This window comes from Rouxiella badensis, assembly GCF_002093665.1.
Taxonomy (GTDB): domain Bacteria; phylum Pseudomonadota; class Gammaproteobacteria; order Enterobacterales; family Enterobacteriaceae; genus Rouxiella; species Rouxiella badensis.
Genome location: NZ_MRWE01000043.1, coordinates 23,726 through 41,610, shown reverse-complemented (window position 1 = coordinate 41,610; position 17,885 = coordinate 23,726). Strand labels below are relative to the sequence as shown.

Below are 17,885 nucleotides of genomic sequence, written 5' to 3'. Positions count from 1 at the left end.
CTTCGATGGTACGGGGATGGCGTTGCCTCCCCACGCTCATTGCTTATCTCAGACGCCTCATGCCCGCTGCTTTTTAGGACTAAACCTAAATCACCACCACTTCTCAACCTATTGATTAAAATAATAAAAAATCAAAAAAAAGCACGAATAGAACCCACTTCGTTCAAGTTTAAGCAAAATCCTATGCCGCGGTTGTGAAATACTCATGCCGAGTACTTATACTAATAAATGCGGTAACTTTTATGAACAACATGACGAACGAATCTTTTTCACCAGAGAAAAATCATTGTCCTTTTTGCGAAAGCGAACTTGTTAAACAACAAGACCGCTGCATTCAATGCGGTGCGGAAAGAGTTAAGGGACACGTGAGTGCTTCAGAAAGAAGGAAAATACGCTACCTGAGAATTGTGCTGGTCGCGATTTGGGCGGTCATTTTTTCTGCTTTTTATCCTGCCTCAAGCAACTTTGCGCTTAAAGGGCTACTGTTCATCGTCGCCATTGCGGCGTCGCTGATTATTCCCGCTTTATACTTCAAAATTAAAAATAAAGACAATGTCATCTGGAAAAAGAAAGCCATTCCCTGGTAAAAAAAGAATCCTAGGCATTAGCTAAAGATTTCTTGTAATTTTCGAGAAAGTGACCTGCTGAGACTGATGACTAATGGCGTTAACCCATTATGCTTTATCATCAGGATGCTTAGCAGGTCCTTAGTCGTGTTGCCTTTCCTTACTTATGCTGTTTGGGGTAGATTCGTTTTCAGTGAATGGCGGCATACAAGCCAGCGGCAGCCAGCGACATCCAGAACAAGGTGCACACTGCAAATATCCCTAACCAAACCTTTTCATTGTAAGTCATCATAGTCTTTCCCCCACTTATTGCCTGTTCACAACTTAATCACGCCTCGTTAAATAAATGTTGTCATAATATAGTTATCAAAATAGTGATGAAAATCTCATACTTAAAAAGTGAGAGGACACTAAATGGAGGGGATTTAAAAAAAGGTGATGAAAATCTCATAATTTAGCGTTTGAAATCCCGAATGGATTAATAATCAACCAACCGTTAACCTCTTTTCTAATACTCTGTCCCCTAAAATATTGCACAAAAGGAGTGCAATATTAGCTATCTTCATACTCCATGATTTATATACTGGGCAATTAACAGACTTTGATATCCAACAATATGAATTAAGGTTTAATGACTCGAGGTGATGCCGTACTCTCACTCATATCCATGTTCTTTCCCTCCGTGCTCTGTGATTCATCCACACGATAAAATCAGTTTTTTAATAATTCGATTACAGGATCCTGACATTCCGCCGCTCTACCCCGTGTTACCTTAGAGACGTGCTATCTAAGCATGTATGTGTAAATATTGGATTTTCTTTTAGCTCGTCACCATGGCGGGCTTTTTTTTGGACAGTAGAATGAAGGGTAAAAAAAAAGCCAACCCTGAGGCTGACTTTTTCATTAAAAACTGAAACTTACAGACCGTAGACTAGGTTAATTGAGGTCACGGTGTCGGTTTTATTAGGCGCGCTTGAAGGCGGCTTGGTGTTGTAAGTCACGTCATAAGCCACTTTCAGAGAGAAGTCCTTGTTAATAGCAACTGACAACGCCGTTTCGGAGTTCACGGTCGTATCGTCTGCCGCTAAAACAGAAACACCTTCGCTAAATTTCGCGGTATCGCTTATCTGGTATGAATAGGTACCAGACGCATAGGCGATAGCTTTAGTGGTATTGCCACCTGCGGTGAATTCATCATGACGAACGCCCGGACCGGCTTCAAGGTTCAGGGTATGAACTGGGCCATTCCAGATCTGACGACCATAACCCAGGGTCGCAGTATCACGCGCGTGATAACCGTTGAAACGGTCAGTCAGCCAGTTAGCCTGACCAAACAGGTAGTTCACATCAGAAAGGTTGTAACGTGTACGCCCCCCCGCCTGATATTTTTCTGAAGAACGAACGCCTGAAGAAGAGGTGTTAACCGCTGAGCCCCAAATACTGTAAGCCGTATTAGGCTGGAACCAGGTCATAGTGGTATTGGCATTGAGGTTATTGCTACTGCTATTCCCCGTTTGCGCGCTATAACCGGCCTGAACGTTACCGTCGAAATTTTTCTTCGCGGTGGCTGGGTTATCTAACGCGGTGAAGACATCAGTATCAGCAAGACTTGAAACACTAAACAGCGCAGCACCACATACGATGGCACAAGCGGGTAAACGACGAACAACCCTGAAAAACATTTGGTTTCCCCAATAGATTTAGGCGAATAAAGGCTAATAGCCAGTGGAATAATTATGCCCATCACTGCATTTGCATATATGCCTTTGCAGTTTCTACTGCTCAGCATTCTGGCATATTACTAAGTCAACAAATATACAACACCAAGCCAGTAATATCCCTGCCACCGCTGGTTTTTTAGAGCATTCTTAGGGTTGTATATTTCCTGAAATATATACATACAAAAACATTACGCTTCGGTTCGTTGATTTCATACTTTCAACGGTTACGCGAAGGAAATACGCGTTGTTTGACTCCGCCCTTCGATCTGCATCTTCACTACTGTCCTTCTCGCCCTCAACAGCGCAGATAAAATGCTGTTGCGTTCGCAATTTCCTGCTAACCCTCGTCGAACCTTGTCCTTTTCTCCGGCGCGGGTTAGTTTTAAACTATGTTTTAAAACATAAGTCTTTGCCGCGGTTTTCGCTGGCAGCCTTCAGGAGGAATGTTCATGGCACTTCAGCAAGAGATAATCCAGGCTCTGCACGTCAAACCACAAATCGACGTGGAGCAGGAAGTTCGCGTCAGCGTCGATTTCCTAAAAAGTTACCTGCGTGCTCACCCTTTTATTAAGTCTTTGGTACTTGGCATAAGCGGCGGGCAGGATTCTACTCTTACCGGCAAACTTTGCCAAACGGCAATTAACGAATTACGCAGCGAATCTCCGGATGCAGGCTATCAGTTTATTGCCGTACGCCTGCCGTATGGCGTTCAGGCAGACGAGTCAGACTGCCTCGACGCTATCAATTTTATCAAGCCTGACAGTGTGTTAACCGTAAATATCAAAAACGCCGTGCTGGCAAGCGAGGCAACGTTACGTGATATTGGCATCGAGTTAAGCGACTTTATTAAAGGTAATGAAAAAGCACGCGAGCGTATGAAAGCGCAGTACAGCATTGCCGGTATGAAATCTGGCGTGGTGGTCGGCACTGATCATGCGGCCGAAGCTGTCACCGGATTCTTTACCAAATACGGTGACGGTGGCACCGATATCAACCCTATCTTCCGCCTAAATAAGCGCCAGGGTAAAGCATTGCTGAAGCATCTGGGTTGCCCGGCGCATCTTTACACCAAGGCTCCGACGGCCGATCTGGAAGACAATCGCCCCGCTCTTCCCGATGAAGCCGCACTCGGCGTGACTTATGAGCTGATTGACGACTACCTTGAAGGCAAAACCATCGAGCCACAGTATGCGAAAATTATCGAAAACTGGTACCTGCGGACCGAGCACAAACGTCAACCGCCGGTGACCGTGTTTGATGACTTCTGGAAATAATCCCCTGCAATAACCTCAATACGTTCGGGACATCGCCAGCGGTGTCCTGATTATTTTCCAATTTTCAGTACACCTCATTCACCGCGTCTCTTTCTATTTAGTAACGAAATCATTACTCTTGTACCCTTTTTTAGAATGGATGCGCGCAACGCAATGCAAAAATTCCTTTTCTTATTATTAACTCTGGTTTTGCTCGGCCCCTTGGGTATCGACCTCTATCTGCCTGCGATTCCAGCAATTTCCCGCGGACTGGACAGCAGCGAGAGCGTCATTCAATCGTCGATCTCGCTGTTTATTCTGGTGCTGGGCCTTGGGCAACTGCTCGCCGGACCGCTGGTTGACCGCTACGGCCGTCGCCCGATGGCGATTGCCGGTATTTTGCTGTACATGATAGGCGTCAGCGTCGCCGCCACCTCGGTTAACGCTGCGATGTTTATGGCTTCCCGCGTTGTGCAGAGTCTCGGTGTCTGTTGTACCTCAGTGGTGCTGTTCAGCAGCGTGCGCGACAGACTTTCAGGCGATGACGCCGCGCGCGCCTTTGGTTTCCTCAACGGTACCCTGAATATCGTGCCCGCTCTCGCGCCGTTAATCGGCGGGCTGATTGCCCAATATTACGGCTGGCGCGCGCCTTTCTGGGCGCTGCTTGGCTATACCACCGTAACCCTGCTGCTGGTGCTGGCCTTCCTGCCGGAAACTCGCCCTGCGCATACTCGACAGGTCGGCAGCCTGCCGTTGCGTCAGTATTGGCGCATCCTTAGCGACAGCAACTTTCTTATCTTTGCTTTGGTCAACGCAGGGGCAATGGGCATGGCGCTGACCTACGTTTCCCTTGCGCCAAACGTGTTGATGACCACTGGCGGGCTCTCTCCGCTGCAATTTTCGCTGGTCTTTGGCGCTAACGGCTTCTGGATTATGCTCATGAGCTACATCGCCAACCGTATTATCCGCAAGGTTGGCCGTCCCGTTTGTCTTGCGGCCGGTGGCGTATTTATGCTGTTGGGCGGCACGGCGCTGTATACCGGTATCGCATTTTTGCCCGCACAAACTCAGCTGGAGACCTGGGTATATATGCTACCCGTAGCGAGCGCCTGTACCGGATTGGCTTTCGTCATTGGCCCGGCGACCAGCTACGCGCTTGAGCCATATTCGAGCGAGGCGGGAATTGCTTCAGCATTGGTAGGATTCGTGCAGATGGCGGGCGGCGCGGGCCTCGGACTGCTGGCAATGGCCTTACCGATGCAGCCTAAGGCCTGCTTGGGCGTGGTCATGCTGACGGCTTTCGTGCTGGCCTGGTCAGCGAAACGTCGCAGCAAAAAGCTTAAAACAATCCTCACCGCCCATTCATGATAACTGGCCCTCAGGGACCAGGCAGTCTATTTCACGATAACCGGGACGCGAGGCGCAAGCGCGGTCAGTAGCTCATATCCCAACGTTCCCGCCGAGGCGGCAACGTCATCAATCGGCAGGTTATCGCCCCACAACTCAACCCCGGTACCAATCTGCGCATCGGGGCACGGCGTCAAATCCACCGCTAGCATGTCCATCGACACCGTCCCCAGCGTCACCGTTTGCACGCCGCCCACCCTAACCGGTGTCCCACTCGGCGCATGACGTGGATAACCATCGGCGTAACCGCAGGCCACCACGCCAACGCGATGTTCACGCTCAGCGCGGTAGCGTCCGCTATATCCGACGCGGTCACCCGCCACCAGTCCCTGCACCGCGATAATCTCACTGCGCAGCTGCATCACGGGCTTAAGACCCGTATTGGCAATGTCCTGCACGCTACCGCTCGGCGACGCGCCGTAGAGAATAATACCCGGGCGCACCCAGTCGTGATGGGTCTGCGGGTGCCATAGCGTCGCGGCAGAGTTGGCAAGCGAACGGGGACCGGGGATCTGCTGCGTCCCTTTCTCTATATTATCCACCTGCCAGTTCACCCCCTCGGGACTGTCGGCAGTCGCGAAGTGGCTCATAAGCGTGATTTCACCGACCTGTGGCATGGCGCGAAGCTGACCCCAGACATCAGCGGCCTCGTTCGGGTGAAAGCCCAGACGGTTCATGCCGCTGTTGATCTTCAGATAAATATTGACAGGCTTGCTGGCCTCAAAGGTAGACAATGCCGCCAACTGCCAATGGCTGTGAACACTCGTAGTCAGACGGTAGCGATCGATTTCCTTGAGATCGCCGGGGTTGAAAAATCCTTCGAGCAGCAGAATAGGCCCCTGCCAACCGGCCTCCCTCAGCAGCACCGCCTCGTTGAAGTCGAGCAGCGCGAAGCCGTCGGTACTTTGCAGACTTTGCCAGATACGGGCGATACCGTGCCCGTAGGCGTTGGCCTTTACCACCGACCAGACTTTGCTGTGCGGCGCGTGGCGACGAACCACCTGTAGGTTATTATCTAAAGCGGAGATCGACAGGGTGGCAGAAATCGGGCGTGGCATGAAAACTCCTGGAGTAAACCTCACTAATGCCCGCCGCTCGTTGAAGGCGGGCATCTGCGTCTTTTATTATCGTTTTGAGGGATTTCCCGGCGTATTAGCCGACCGGGTGCATCTTGTGAGTGTCAGCCTGTGGCACAAATCCTGCGCTGTAGCGCGCGACCGACAGGTCGTCAGACGGGATAGCTGGCGTCACGCCAGACATAATGTCGGCAAGTAGCTGGCCAGAACCGCAGGCCATCGTCCAGCCCAGAGTGCCGTGCCCCGTGTTCAGATACAGGTTTTTCAAGGTAGTCTTGCCAACGATCGGTGTGCCGTCTGGCGTCATTGGACGCAGGCCGGTCCAGAAGGTCGCGTCTTCTACTCTGCCACCGTTTGGATAAAGGTCCTTAACGACCATCTCCAGCGTCTCACGGCGAGCCTTTGCCAGCTGGGTGTTGAAACCAACAATCTCGGCCATGCCGCCTACGCGAATACGCTGGTCAAAGCGGGTAATGGCAATTTTATAGGTCTCATCCAGCACGGTGGAGAACGGTGCAGACGCCTCGTCGGTGATGGGAATAGTCAATGAATATCCCTTGAGCGGATAAACCGGGATCGACACTAAATCTGCCAGTAATGCGGTTGAGTAAGAGCCGAAAGCAACGACGTAGGCGTCGGCCTTGACGACTTCGGTGCCGCAGAGCACGCCGGAGATCTGACCGTTGTCCACCAGCAGGCGGTCAACGCTCTTGTTGAATTCAAAGGTCACACCGGCCTGTCGTGCCATGTCGGCCAGCTGACGGGTAAACATCTGGCAGTCGCCGGTTTCGTCATTTGGCAAACGCAGTCCACCGGTCAGCTTGTGAGCTACCTGAGCTAGCGCCGGTTCCGCATTGGCGAGCTGGCTTGACTCCAGCAGCTCATAAGGTACGCCCGCCTCTTTGAGAACCTCAATATCCTTATAGGCGCTGGCAAACTGCTGCTCGGTGCGGAACAGTTGCAGCGTGCCCCCCTGACGCCCTTCATACTGAATGCCAGTATCTTCGCGCAGCGCTTTCAGGCAGTCACGGCTGTATTCGGCGATGCGTACCATGCGGCTTTTATTAGTCTGGTAGTGGCGCATGTCGCAGTTGCGCAACATTTGCCACATCCATTTGAGCTGGTTACTGGTGCCGTCGAGGCGAATAGCCAAGGGGGCATGGCGCTGGAACATCCACTTAACGGCCTTCAACGGGACGCCTGGAGCTGCCCACGGCGCGGCATAGCCGGGTGAGATCTGTCCAGCATTACCCGCGCTGGTCTCTTCAGCCGGGCCGGCCTGACGATCGATAACCGTCACCTCATGCCCGGCCTTTGCCAGATACCACGCACTGGCGACACCCACTACACCACTGCCTAAAATCACCACTCGCATACTCGACTCCAGTTTGACGCCATATAAAGCATAATATTCTGGCGCAGAAGTTAACCTGACAGCGGCAAGATACCAACTTTCACCGCCAGAATTGTGAAGAATTTCACAAACATTTATCGTTGAAACTGAATAACTTTTCAATAGGGGCGATTAAATAACGATATAACGCAACATCTCATGCTGATTGGGAGAAATTAAACGGATTTTGATAGCAATGCTATCATTGCTATCACTCAACTCTGAGCCAGAAACACCGCCCCAATAAACAGGCATTAACACTGCATTTTTGGGGTAAAATCAGAATATTACTCCAATAAAAACCAGCAAAGGAAGATTCTCTGTTTTAGCCTCGACTAACGTGGCTTTGTCGCTTTGGAGAATTATAATTCTAATACTCTGCTAACACGGCACAGCCTGACAAACTCTCGCCTAGGCTTGCCGGCGAAATTCGCTTGGCGTGGTCCCTAAACGCCGCCTGAAATGATGACGTAACGTTTCCGCTGAACCAAAACCAGACTGCTCGGCAACGTGCTCAATGCTCAACGTCGGATTTTCAAGCAATCGACAGGCATTTTGCAGCCTGATCCCCAGCATCCACTCGCCCGGACTGGTACCGGTAGACTCCTGAAAACGACGAAGAAAGGTGCGGCGACTCATTCCCGCTTCGCTGGCCAGCTCGGCAATAGCCAGCGGCCTGTCGAGCGTTGCGCGTAATCTGTCGAGCAACGGAGAGAGACTTTTACCCTGCCGCGCGGTGACCGGCTGTGCAAGATACTGCGCCTGTTCGCCCTCACGGTGCGTCGAGGTCACCATCCTGCGCGCCGCGCGATTTGCGACCTCGGCCCCGAAATCACGTCGAATGACGTGCAGACATAAATCAACGCCTGCGGCACCGCCCGAAGAGGTAATAATGCTGCCCTCATCGACGTAGATAACGCCATGACTGACCTGAATTTTCGGATAGCGGCGAGCCAGTGCTTCGGTGCTATTCCAGTGTGCGGTGGCGCGTTTTCCGTCAAGTAATCCCGCCTCTGCCAACACAAAACTGCCCGCGCAAATTGACACTATCCGCGAGCCGTTTGCATGGGCACGTTGCAGCGCGGTAATCAGCTGCGGCGATGGCGGTTCATCAATACTGCGCCAACCAGGAATAACAATCGTGCCCGCGCCGTCGAGCAGCTCTAATCCGCCGTCGACGACGAGGCGAATCCCACCCTGCGCGCTAAAAATTCCGCTTTCGACCGAGGCCACCACCATCTCATACAGCGGTTCGCCGGTGACCTCATCAGCACGGCCAAAGGCTTCGACGGCGGTACCAAACTCGAAGGTACAAAGGCATTCATAAGCGAGAAGCACCAGGCGTCGATTCAACGCAGGCGCGCCTGAAAAAGTTGGCATAAATCACACTCTTTAAGTTGGCATAATATTGACGATATATGGCACGGGCGCATATTTCCAGCGCGGAGCAGATCTTTCATGCTGGCTGCCTCTAAAGTGACATAGGACTTTCTTATGGCCGTTTCCCCGACCACAAAAAACAGATTGGCATTAACCGCCGTATGCCTCGCAGCCATGATGAGCGGACTCGAGATATCCAGCGTACCGGTCATCCTGCCAATTCTGGAAAAGCAGATAGGGGCCAGCTTTGCCCAACTGCAATGGATCATGAATGCTTATACTCTCGCCTGCACCACGGTACTGATGGCGACCGGCACGCTAGCGGACCGCTTCGGACGTAAACGACTTTTTCTTATCAGTATTTTCGGCTTCGGCGTCACTTCATTAATGTGCGGCGTCGCACAAACGGCCTCGGTGATGATAGTGGGTCGGTTTCTTCAGGGGTTAAGCGGCGGTGCGATGCTGATTTGCCTGATTGCCATCCTCTCGTCGCAGTTTACCGAGGGTAAAGCCCGCAGCCGCGCCTTTACCGCCTGGGGAATGGTGTTTGGCTTTGGTCTGGGATTTGGCCCTATGATTGGTGGGATTATCGTGACGCAGGCCAGCTGGCAGTGGGTCTTTCTGGTACACGTTTTTATTGCGATGCTAACCTGGTTACTGGCTCGCAGCAATGTGCTCGAGTCGCGTGACACGGAGGATAAAAAGCTGGACGTCGGCGGACTCGTGACGCTGTCACTTACAGTGCTGGGCGCTACCTTCTATATTACTCAGGGCGGGCAGATGGGTTATAGCAGCTTAAACGCCCTAAGCATTCTCGGCGGTGCGCTACTTTGCGCCATTATCTTTGTCATCATTGAACGGCGTCACCCGCATCCGATGTTTGATTTTTCGGTTTTTAAGAACCGTTCTTTCTTTGGCGCATTATTGGGCTCGGCCGGCATGAACTTCAGCTTTTGGCCCTTTATGATTTACCTGCCTCTCTATTACCAGAGCGTGCTTGGCTTTGACATTATCTCGGCGGGCGGATACCTGCTTGCCTATACCCTGCCCACGCTGCTGATGCCGCCGGTTGCAGCACGACTCGTTCATCGCTTTGGTGCCGCCAGAATTATTCCCGCAGGCTTATTCGGCATCGGCATCGGGTTTCTGCTGATGAGAGTCGGCATCAGCCAGGCGTTCGGATTACTGCCCGGTGCCCTGCTGGCCGGTGCCGCGCTCGGACTGACCAATACACCCGTCACGCACACCACTACCGGCTCACTACCGGTCAGTCGCGCGGGGATGGCGTCAGGGATGGACATGAGTGCGCGATTGATAACCTTGGCCATCAATATCGCGGTTATGGGCAGTCTTCTGGTTGCCGGCATCGGTCATTATTTGCGTGATAAGTTGCCCGCTCGGCTCGATGCTGCACACTGGCAAACGCTGGCGGAGCGTATTGCTGGCGGCGAGCAGCTCGCGGGCGCGCCAGACACGCCATTCGTCTCAACGGCGCTGGCACGCGAGGCGCTTACCGCAGGCTTTAGCAACGTCCTGTTGTATGGCGCGCTGGGGGTTTGTCTGCTGGCGCTGGCGAGCCATCTTGTCTTCGCCTCGCGCAGCCGCACACCGATTTGTGTCGCCCCCTCGAAATTATAAAAGATGTTTATGGATAGAAGGTGCGCAGGGTGATTGACACCCTATCGCGGAAGGCTTATTAATTGAAACAGAGGGACGAATATTCGCGCCCTCTGTGGCCCCGGAAACAATCATTAAATCGTTAACGCAGTAAAATTGTCTTGAAAAACATGATGCACGGTTAAGATTGAACTACGATTAGCAGTGGATGCATATTTTCTCAAACTATGTTGCGTCCGTAACTGACTGAGGGTGCGCTGATGACGACAAAGACCCAGGAACACAAAACTGAAGACAAACGTTTGAGTGATGGACCAGACTGGACGTTTGAATTACTTCAGGTTTATCTGGAAGAGATTGACCGGGTTGCCAAGAGTTATCGGCTGGAAACCTACCCGCATCAAATCGAGATAATCACCTCCGAGCAGATGATGGATGCCTACTCCAGCGTCGGCATGCCTATTAACTACACGCACTGGTCGTTCGGTAAGAAATTTATCGAAACCGAGCAGCGCTACAAACATGGCCAACAGGGCCTGGCCTACGAGATTGTGATTAACTCCAATCCTTGTATCGCCTATCTGATGGAAGAAAATACCATCACCATGCAGGCGTTGGTGATGGCACATGCCTGCTATGGGCATAACTCCTTCTTTAAAAACAACTATCTGTTCCGCAGTTGGACCGACGCTAGCTCAATCGTCGACTACCTTATCTTTGCACGGCGCTACATCAGCCAGTGCGAGGAGCGCTATGGCGTAGAAGAAGTCGAGCGCCTGCTTGACTCCTGCCATGCGCTGATGAATTACGGCGTTGACCGCTATAAACGCCCTCAAAAAATTTCTTTGGCAGAAGAGACCGCACGTCAGCAAAGCCGTGAAGCCTATCTGCAAAGTCAGGTAAACACACTGTGGAAGACGCTGCCGCGCCGCGACAAAGAGGATGCGCCGGAGCAGGTCCGTCGCTTCCCTTCCGAACCACAGGAAAACCTGCTGTACTTTATGGAAAAAAATGCGCCACTTCTGGAACCGTGGCAGCGCGAGATTTTGCGTATCGTGCGTAAAATCAGCCAGTATTTTTATCCGCAGAAACAGACGCAGGTCATGAATGAAGGCTGGGCGACGTTCTGGCACTACACCATCCTTAATCATCTGTACGATGAAGGGAAAGTGAGCGACCGCTTTATCCTCGAGTTCTTGCACAGCCACACCAACGTGGTGTTCCAGCCGCCGTACAACAGCCCGTATTACAGCGGAATCAACCCTTACGCGCTGGGTTTCGCCATGTTCCAGGACATCAAGCGCATCTGCCAGTCGCCGACGGAAGAAGACAAATACTGGTTCCCGGACATCGCCGGTTCCGACTGGCTGGAGACGCTGCATTTTGCGATGCGCGACTTCAAGGACGAAAGCTTTATCAGCCAGTTTTTATCACCGAAAGTGATGCGCGATTTCCGTTTGTTTACGGTATTGGATGACGATCACAACAACTATCTTGAGATCTCCTCAATACACAACGAGGCGGGTTATCGGGCCATCCGTCAGGAGCTGTCTGCGCAGTACAACCTGAGTAACCATGAGCCGAACATCCAGGTGTGGAACGTTGACCTACGCGGTGACCGCTCGCTGACGCTGCGCTACATTCCGCAAGACCGAGCCCCGTTGGACAAGAGCCGCCGTGAGGTAATGAAACACATTCACCGCCTCTGGGGCTTCGACGTCTACATGGAGCAGTTGAACGAGGATGGTAGCATCGAAATGCTCGAACGCTGCCCGCCGCGCCCTTCCGCTCTTTAAGCGTTGCTCCATTGAAAAAGGGCGCCGAGGCGCCCTTTTTTATTGTTACTTTTGAATGTTTAATCAGTGCTTATTCTCTCAACGACGCTGATCGGTCAGGTCGTGAGGTACGCCACTTTGCATGCTGTGCCAAATAGCGCCACTGTTTTTACCGTAACTGCGTACGCAGTCAACGATGCGATCAAACTGCTTCTCTTCACAGATGTTTGACAGCGTCTTGTAAAAATCGACCGCCAACTTACGTGCTTCTGGATTAGAGAAATAATAACGTCCTACGCGAGTATAAAGCCCACGCAGGCCATTGATAATCAGCCCATAAATCGGGTTGCCGGAGGCAAAGGCCAAACCGCGGAAGATGCCGTAATCGAGTTCGGTGAAGGCTTCTGAGGTGTCGTCGGCAACCTCGGCCTTGGCCAGAACTTTTTGAGTCTCTTCTGGGTTCGAACGCATCGCTTTGCGGATAAAAATAGTCGCAATGTTGGTACGCACGGAGAGGAGGTTGTCGATGAGCTGCGGGACGCTCTCGTGATCCAGGCGGGCGAGCGTTTCGAGAATATTAAGACCGGACGTTTCCCAGAAGTTGTTTACCTTGGTCGGCTTACCGTGCTGGATAGTCAACCATCCGTCACGCGCCAGACGCTGCAACACTTCACGCAGGGTGGTACGGGTCACGCCAATCAGTTCAGAGAGCTCTCTTTCTGCTGGCAAAATAGACCCCGGCGGAAATCGACTGTTCCAAATACTTTCAATAATATATTCTTCGGCAAAACCGGCAGGACTCTGTGCCTTAATAACCATGTTTGTGGCTTTCCGTTACAGCTTCTACAAGCTGCCTAATCAGAAGTTATAATTCGGCTCATCATACCAGATGAAAATCACAGGTTATAGCGTCTGTTTAGTCGATATGTTGAAAATGTGCATGCCTTTGCAATTTTATGTATTTTCAATCATTAAGATGCTTCATCGCTATTTTAGTCATGTTTAAGCACTGTTTCACAGGTTAGATTCATATTAATAAAAATCGCCAGATTGTCGACTTAAATGCTCTTTTTGGCGGAATTTTTCCTTAACCTGCTGGCACTTGGGATATTTTGGTTTACACTGCCAGTCGATAGCTTACTGCATGGAAAATAAACCTATGTTGCAATATCTTAACCGATGCTCGCAGGGGCGCGGCGCATGGCTCTTAATGGCACTGACCGCGTTAGTCCTCGAGTTGGTTGCGCTCTATTTCCAACACGTTATGTTGCTAAAACCTTGTGTAATGTGCATTTATGAGCGCTGCGCACTGTTCGGCATTATGGGTGCAGGCCTGGTGGGCGCAATTGCCCCGAAAACTTGGCTGCGCTATGGCGCAATATTGATTTGGATTTACAGCGCCTGGGAAGGTATCCGCCTGTCGTGGGAGCACACCATGATCCAACTCCACCCGTCACCTTTTGCGACCTGCGACTTTGCGGCCCGTTTCCCGAGTGGGTTACCGCTGGATAAATGGCTGCCAAGCGTCTTTGTTGCCACCGGTGACTGCGCAGAGCGATCCTGGACTTTGTTCAACTTGAGCATGCCACAGTGGTTAGTCGGCGTCTTCGGCGTGTTTATGCTGATAGCCGTTCTGGTTGTGATTGCCCAGTTCGTAAAAACCCGACGTCGCGAGCTTTTCGCGCGCTGATAGGTCAGGCCATACCCGATTGCGTAAAAGGCTTCTCCGTTGAGAGGCCTTTTTCGTTTACGGCAAGTTACCAGACGCGGAATACTTTCCCGTTATCAATTCCGTCAACGCTTCGCCGATAGGCCAGCGCAACCCGGCTCGCAGACGCACTTTCAAATCCTGGGAAAAACGGCGCATATTTATCCAGCGCCTCGGTCACCACGGTTGGGCTAACCGCATTAATACGCAGGCCTGCAAGTTCATTCGCGGCGGCAAGCACAAATCCCTCCAGCGCCGCATTGACCGCCGTCGCATTCACACCGGTACGAATGGGCTGATGCGTCAAAATGCCGGTAGTTAAGGTAAATGAACCGCCCGCATTAAGATGTTCTTTACCTATTAACACCAGCCTGACCTGCCCCAACAGCTTGTTCTGTAAACCCTGGTTAAATTGCTCTGCGGTCATCTCCGCCAAGGGTCCAAAATGAACGCTGCCCATGGTAGCGATAATCGCATCAACTTTACCGCTGCGTTCAAACAGCGCCTTCACGCTTGACTCCTCGGTCAGGTCAACCAGCAGATCGCCACGGCTTTTGCCGACACGAATAATTTCATGATCCTTTTCGAGATTTTCTGCCACTGCACGTCCAATAATGCCGCTGGCACCAATTATCATCACTTTCATCGTATTCTCCTCTTTGAATGAGATTTCATACTGACACGTTGCAATCAGGAGAAAAATGCGCAAATAATTTACACATTAATAACTAAAAGTTAGTAATCATGAATAAGATACGTTGGATGGAAGTGTTTGTGGCGATCGTTGAGACGGGCAATTTTAGCGAAGCGGCCAAAAGGCTCGATATCTCCTCGGTAATGGTCGGCAAAATGGTGGCGCAAATGGAAACCCATTTGCAGGCCAGTTTGCTAAAACGCAATACGCGCCGACAGACGCTAACGCAGGCCGGTAAGGCCTGGTACGAAGAGAGTTTGCATGTACTCACTGCCCTGCGCAGTGCGGAAAGCCGTATTGCCAGTCTGAGACGCTTTCCGGCCGGAAGCCTGCGGATATCCGCGTCGACAACGCTGGGGAGTTGTGCCATCGCCAGACTCTGTAGCGAGTTTCAGTTGAGCTTTCCTGACGTTGTGATTGAGATCGACCTCAGCGAGCGTTTCGTTGATATCATTGCCGAGGGGTTTGACTTCGCTTTCCGTATCGGCGATTTGCCGATCGACACGCCTCATGTTGCCCTGCGTCTGGGAGACTATCAGATGACTATCGCGGGCTCACCGGCTTATCTCGCACAATACGGCGAACCACGAAGCCTTGAGGAATTAGCCTCTCATCGCTGCCTGCGCTATAGCAACTGGAACAAACGCAACGCCTGGCGCAGCGGAGACGCCTTAATATGGCCGGCGAGTGCGACGTTCAGCTGCAACGATGGGCAAGCACTGCGGCAGTCTGCACTAAGCGGTACTGGGTTGATTTTTCAGCCTCGCCTGCTTTTAGCTGAAGACATTGCGGCGGGAAGGCTTAAACCTCTCCTGGCCGACTGTTTACCTGCGCCACGGCCCATTCACCTCATTTGGCCACAAGACCTGCACTTTAGCGCCAAACATCGCAGCTTTATAAGCTGGATCACTGAATTTGGGCCTCCTGCAATGGCATGAATTAATCTCGTGTCTTTGATGAACGCTTACACAATTCCTACACTGGCGATAATAACGCGAGGATATGATCACAACCGCTATCATTAGCCTATGTGTGTAAATTTTAGATATTATTTCTGCCCGTCTCCTTGGTGGGCTTTTTTTATTCTTATTTTTTTAGGATAAGGTTGATAGATTAAATCCGGAAACTGCCGGATACTTACCTTATTAAAGAAATGGAGGTAAGGCATGAAAAATACATTAAAGATGCTTAGCATTCTTGCAGTCGTTGTTTCGCTAAACGGCTGTATCTGGCCTGGCTATTATCACCATGACCACGGCTATCACGGCGGTGGTGGCTACTACCATCGCGGACCATAAGCTCATTTAACGTTATAAAGCACAGCGTAGCTTATAACGTACATGGATGTACCATTGGCTAAAACCCATCATTTGATGGGTTTTTTATTATCACTATCTTTGATTTGTATAACTTTATTAGAATTACTTGACCCACTGTTAAGATTGAGTAAGCTTTATGCTGAATGTTTCTTACGCATTCAATAACTCAAGAGAAAATCCATGAAATTAGATAACGATGATGCGTTCAAACTTGCGTCCAAATATATGGATAGCCAAGCTGAACAAATGACCGACGTTGGCTATTTTGTTAAATTTATCGAAGCTTATTTGCGATTCGAAGAATGGCTAGCAGCAGCAGATCCTATTGAAGCGGCTAAAAAGTCGAAAAAACCTTTCAGAGTAGGCCTCTAACAACCTGTCTCTACATCATTAAGTTTATGTATAAAATAAAAACCCACCTTCCGGTGGGTTTTTTTATTCATGCCTGATGACCGCTCAATGGGGTCTGAGTATTAGGCTTCAACAGCACTGTCTTTGAAAAGATGTAAATAAAATTCTGATATCGGAGTATAAAAATCGGGAAGTAAGTCAGAAAGGGAGAATTTATGCGGCAAATTTGCAGGGAGTACGCGCTGAATGAGGAGGAATGAAAAGCAAAGAACCCCCGAGTGAGGGCTCTTCATCAAACTAGCGGCCAATGGCAATCCAGGTGAAGGGATCAGCCCAATAAACAGTAGAGCTTCCATTGGAGGTAGTGACCGAAATATTACAGCCATTTGCAGTGAATGAGCTGGCGTGAATACAGCTTACTGAGCCTGGACCCGATGCTGATTGGCCCGATACGGAATAAGACGACGAGTTTGAGAATGGGATTTGGAACGAAATACTCACTCCTGCAGATGTCGTAACACCTGTGCCTCGCCCCCAGTTAATAATAGTCCCATCAGGTAATTTTGTTGAGCCTGTCCCGCTGGTGAATTGTCCAAGGTTAACCGCATGGTTTGATTTCGTGCCCGCAACTACCGGCAACGCCCCGCCGCTATTGCCACAAAGTATCCAGGCATTTAACGAGCTATTCCATTCGATTTCGATAAGTCCGTTGGCGACTATCTCCCCTCCCTGCAAGGCCAAGTGAAGCTGCGAATAAATCGGGTAGGCTGTACCACCATTTGCCGCAAAGGTAGAACTGGCGGTGTTGGCGGTTTTCGCCTTGAAAGTCAAGCGCATCCCGTCCACCAGCGTGGGCAACGCTGGAGTAAAGGAGGCGGTGTAAACATTCGCCGCGCCCTTATCAATTGCATAGGTCATGGTGCATTGCTGTAGAGCGGCTATCAGACCCGACGCTGGCAGGAATGGCGCCGTCGCCGTCGCCGAAATATTGGCGGCAGTCAGTGTTGTGGTGCCCTGAGCCACGGTAATGACCCATGCTGCTGTATATCCGGTATCTGCTGCTGGTGTTGTTTGGGTGCCGGTCGTCGCAGCAACACCGGTCTTAAGCGCGACGCTACATAGCCCGGCCCTGACCGTATTTTGCGCCGCCCCGTTGCCTCCTGGCCCACTGTAGGCGACAGCCGGGTTGGCGGCATTGTAGTAAGGTAATACCGTTGCCCCTGAATCGCTGTCACTGTAGGCGACCTGCAGAAGATAATTTATCGATTGCCCGTTGCCTGACGGTGCGGCCAGCGTGAACGACGTAGAGGAAAGAAGAAGGCCTTGTTTTAAAATAGTATTACTGGTGTCGGCTTCGAGTGAGGAGTAGGCCGTTCCATCAACATTTTGCAGGCTGTAGATTTCGCCCTTCGCCACATTGACTGTCATTGAGGTCGGCGTGGTGGGCGTACATTCCAGACCACGAAGGTAAGTCGACGCTCCCATAAGTGCTGCCGAGAGTTTGGCGAGGCCAATCATGGCATACTTATTGGTGTGAAGCAGATCGGTATCAAGCGGAACTGCGCCTGGATAAACTATCTGGCGATCCATTGAGTTCTCCAATTTTATTATTGATAAATCGCAGT

General features: G+C 51.1%; 16 protein-coding genes. 9 read left to right on the top strand and 7 right to left on the bottom strand.

What is annotated here, in order from left to right; all coding sequences use genetic code 11:
- The first annotated feature begins 242 nt into the window (after positions 1–242).
- Positions 243–587, top strand: coding sequence for an MFS transporter (locus BS640_RS22015; RefSeq protein WP_139802848.1), 345 nt, complete (start codon positions 243–245; stop codon positions 585–587).
- Positions 588–1,483: 896 nt separating this feature from the next.
- Here the strand turns inward: BS640_RS22015 and BS640_RS19755 are convergent.
- Positions 1,484–2,248: a DUF481 domain-containing protein gene (locus BS640_RS19755; RefSeq protein ID WP_017490993.1), complete on the bottom strand. Its 765-nt coding sequence runs from the start codon at positions 2,246–2,248 to the stop codon at positions 1,484–1,486.
- Between the two features lie 488 nt (positions 2,249–2,736).
- On the opposite strand from BS640_RS19755, the gene nadE reads away from it, so the two are divergent.
- On the top strand, positions 2,737–3,561 hold the full coding sequence (gene nadE, locus BS640_RS19750) for an ammonia-dependent NAD(+) synthetase (protein ID WP_084913204.1): 825 nt from the start codon (positions 2,737–2,739) through the stop codon (positions 3,559–3,561).
- Between the two features lie 153 nt (positions 3,562–3,714).
- The gene (locus BS640_RS19745) at positions 3,715–4,908 is read left to right on the top strand and encodes a multidrug effflux MFS transporter (RefSeq protein ID WP_084913206.1); all 1,194 of its coding nucleotides are present in this window, start codon (positions 3,715–3,717) and stop codon (positions 4,906–4,908) included.
- A gap of 26 nt (positions 4,909–4,934) precedes the next feature.
- On the opposite strand, the gene dadX is transcribed toward BS640_RS19745, so the two are convergent.
- The 3 genes from dadX to BS640_RS19730 all read right to left on the bottom strand — a co-directional run bounded on the left by dadX (position 4,935) and on the right by BS640_RS19730 (position 8,796).
- Positions 4,935–6,005 (bottom strand): catabolic alanine racemase DadX, encoded by a 1,071-nt coding sequence (gene dadX, locus BS640_RS19740; RefSeq protein WP_017490990.1) that lies wholly within the window; start codon positions 6,003–6,005, stop codon positions 4,935–4,937.
- Positions 6,006–6,099: 94 nt separating this feature from the next.
- Entirely contained in the window at positions 6,100–7,398 is a 1,299-nt protein-coding gene (locus tag BS640_RS19735) for a D-amino acid dehydrogenase (protein ID WP_017490989.1), read from the bottom strand.
- Positions 7,399–7,827: 429 nt separating this feature from the next.
- Positions 7,828–8,796, bottom strand: a complete 969-nt coding sequence (locus tag BS640_RS19730; RefSeq protein WP_017490987.1) for a helix-turn-helix domain-containing protein — start codon at positions 8,794–8,796, stop codon at positions 7,828–7,830.
- A gap of 114 nt (positions 8,797–8,910) precedes the next feature.
- On the opposite strand from BS640_RS19730, the gene BS640_RS19725 reads away from it, so the two are divergent.
- Entirely contained in the window at positions 8,911–10,434 is a 1,524-nt protein-coding gene (locus BS640_RS19725) for an MFS transporter (RefSeq protein WP_084913203.1), read from the top strand.
- 239 nt (positions 10,435–10,673) lie between these two features.
- A complete protein-coding gene (locus tag BS640_RS19720; RefSeq protein WP_017490985.1) occupies positions 10,674–12,209 on the top strand; it encodes a SpoVR family protein in 1,536 nt (511 codons plus the stop codon).
- Positions 12,210–12,287: 78 nt separating this feature from the next.
- Here the strand turns inward: BS640_RS19720 and fadR are convergent, their stop codons facing one another.
- Positions 12,288–13,007: a fatty acid metabolism transcriptional regulator FadR gene (gene fadR, locus BS640_RS19715; protein WP_017490984.1), complete on the bottom strand. Its 720-nt coding sequence runs from the start codon at positions 13,005–13,007 to the stop codon at positions 12,288–12,290.
- Between the two features lie 340 nt (positions 13,008–13,347).
- On the opposite strand from fadR, the gene dsbB reads away from it, so the two are divergent.
- Complete coding sequence (dsbB, locus tag BS640_RS19710; RefSeq protein ID WP_017490983.1) at positions 13,348–13,878, top strand: disulfide bond formation protein DsbB; 531 nt, start codon at positions 13,348–13,350, stop codon at positions 13,876–13,878.
- Between the two features lie 67 nt (positions 13,879–13,945).
- Here dsbB and BS640_RS19705 read toward each other — a convergent pair whose 3' ends face one another.
- Positions 13,946–14,542 carry a short chain dehydrogenase gene (locus tag BS640_RS19705; protein ID WP_084913202.1) on the bottom strand — a complete coding sequence of 199 codons (597 nt, stop codon included), beginning with the start codon at positions 14,540–14,542 and terminating at the stop codon, positions 13,946–13,948.
- Between the two features lie 98 nt (positions 14,543–14,640).
- Here BS640_RS19705 and BS640_RS19700 point away from each other — a divergent pair, with 98 nt between their 5' ends.
- The 3 genes from BS640_RS19700 to BS640_RS19695 all read left to right on the top strand — a co-directional run bounded on the left by BS640_RS19700 (position 14,641) and on the right by BS640_RS19695 (position 16,281).
- Positions 14,641–15,528, top strand: coding sequence for a LysR family transcriptional regulator (locus BS640_RS19700; protein ID WP_206600944.1), 888 nt, complete (start codon positions 14,641–14,643; stop codon positions 15,526–15,528).
- 228 nt (positions 15,529–15,756) lie between these two features.
- Positions 15,757–15,888, top strand: coding sequence for a hypothetical protein (locus tag BS640_RS22320; protein WP_017490980.1), 132 nt, complete (start codon positions 15,757–15,759; stop codon positions 15,886–15,888).
- Positions 15,889–16,089: 201 nt separating this feature from the next.
- A complete protein-coding gene (locus tag BS640_RS19695; protein WP_084913200.1) occupies positions 16,090–16,281 on the top strand; it encodes a hypothetical protein in 192 nt (63 codons plus the stop codon).
- Between the two features lie 276 nt (positions 16,282–16,557).
- Here BS640_RS19695 and BS640_RS19690 read toward each other — a convergent pair whose 3' ends face one another.
- Positions 16,558–17,850 carry a gp53-like domain-containing protein gene (locus BS640_RS19690; protein WP_084913199.1) on the bottom strand — a complete coding sequence of 431 codons (1,293 nt, stop codon included), beginning with the start codon at positions 17,848–17,850 and terminating at the stop codon, positions 16,558–16,560.
- Positions 17,851–17,885: the final 35 nt, after the last annotated feature.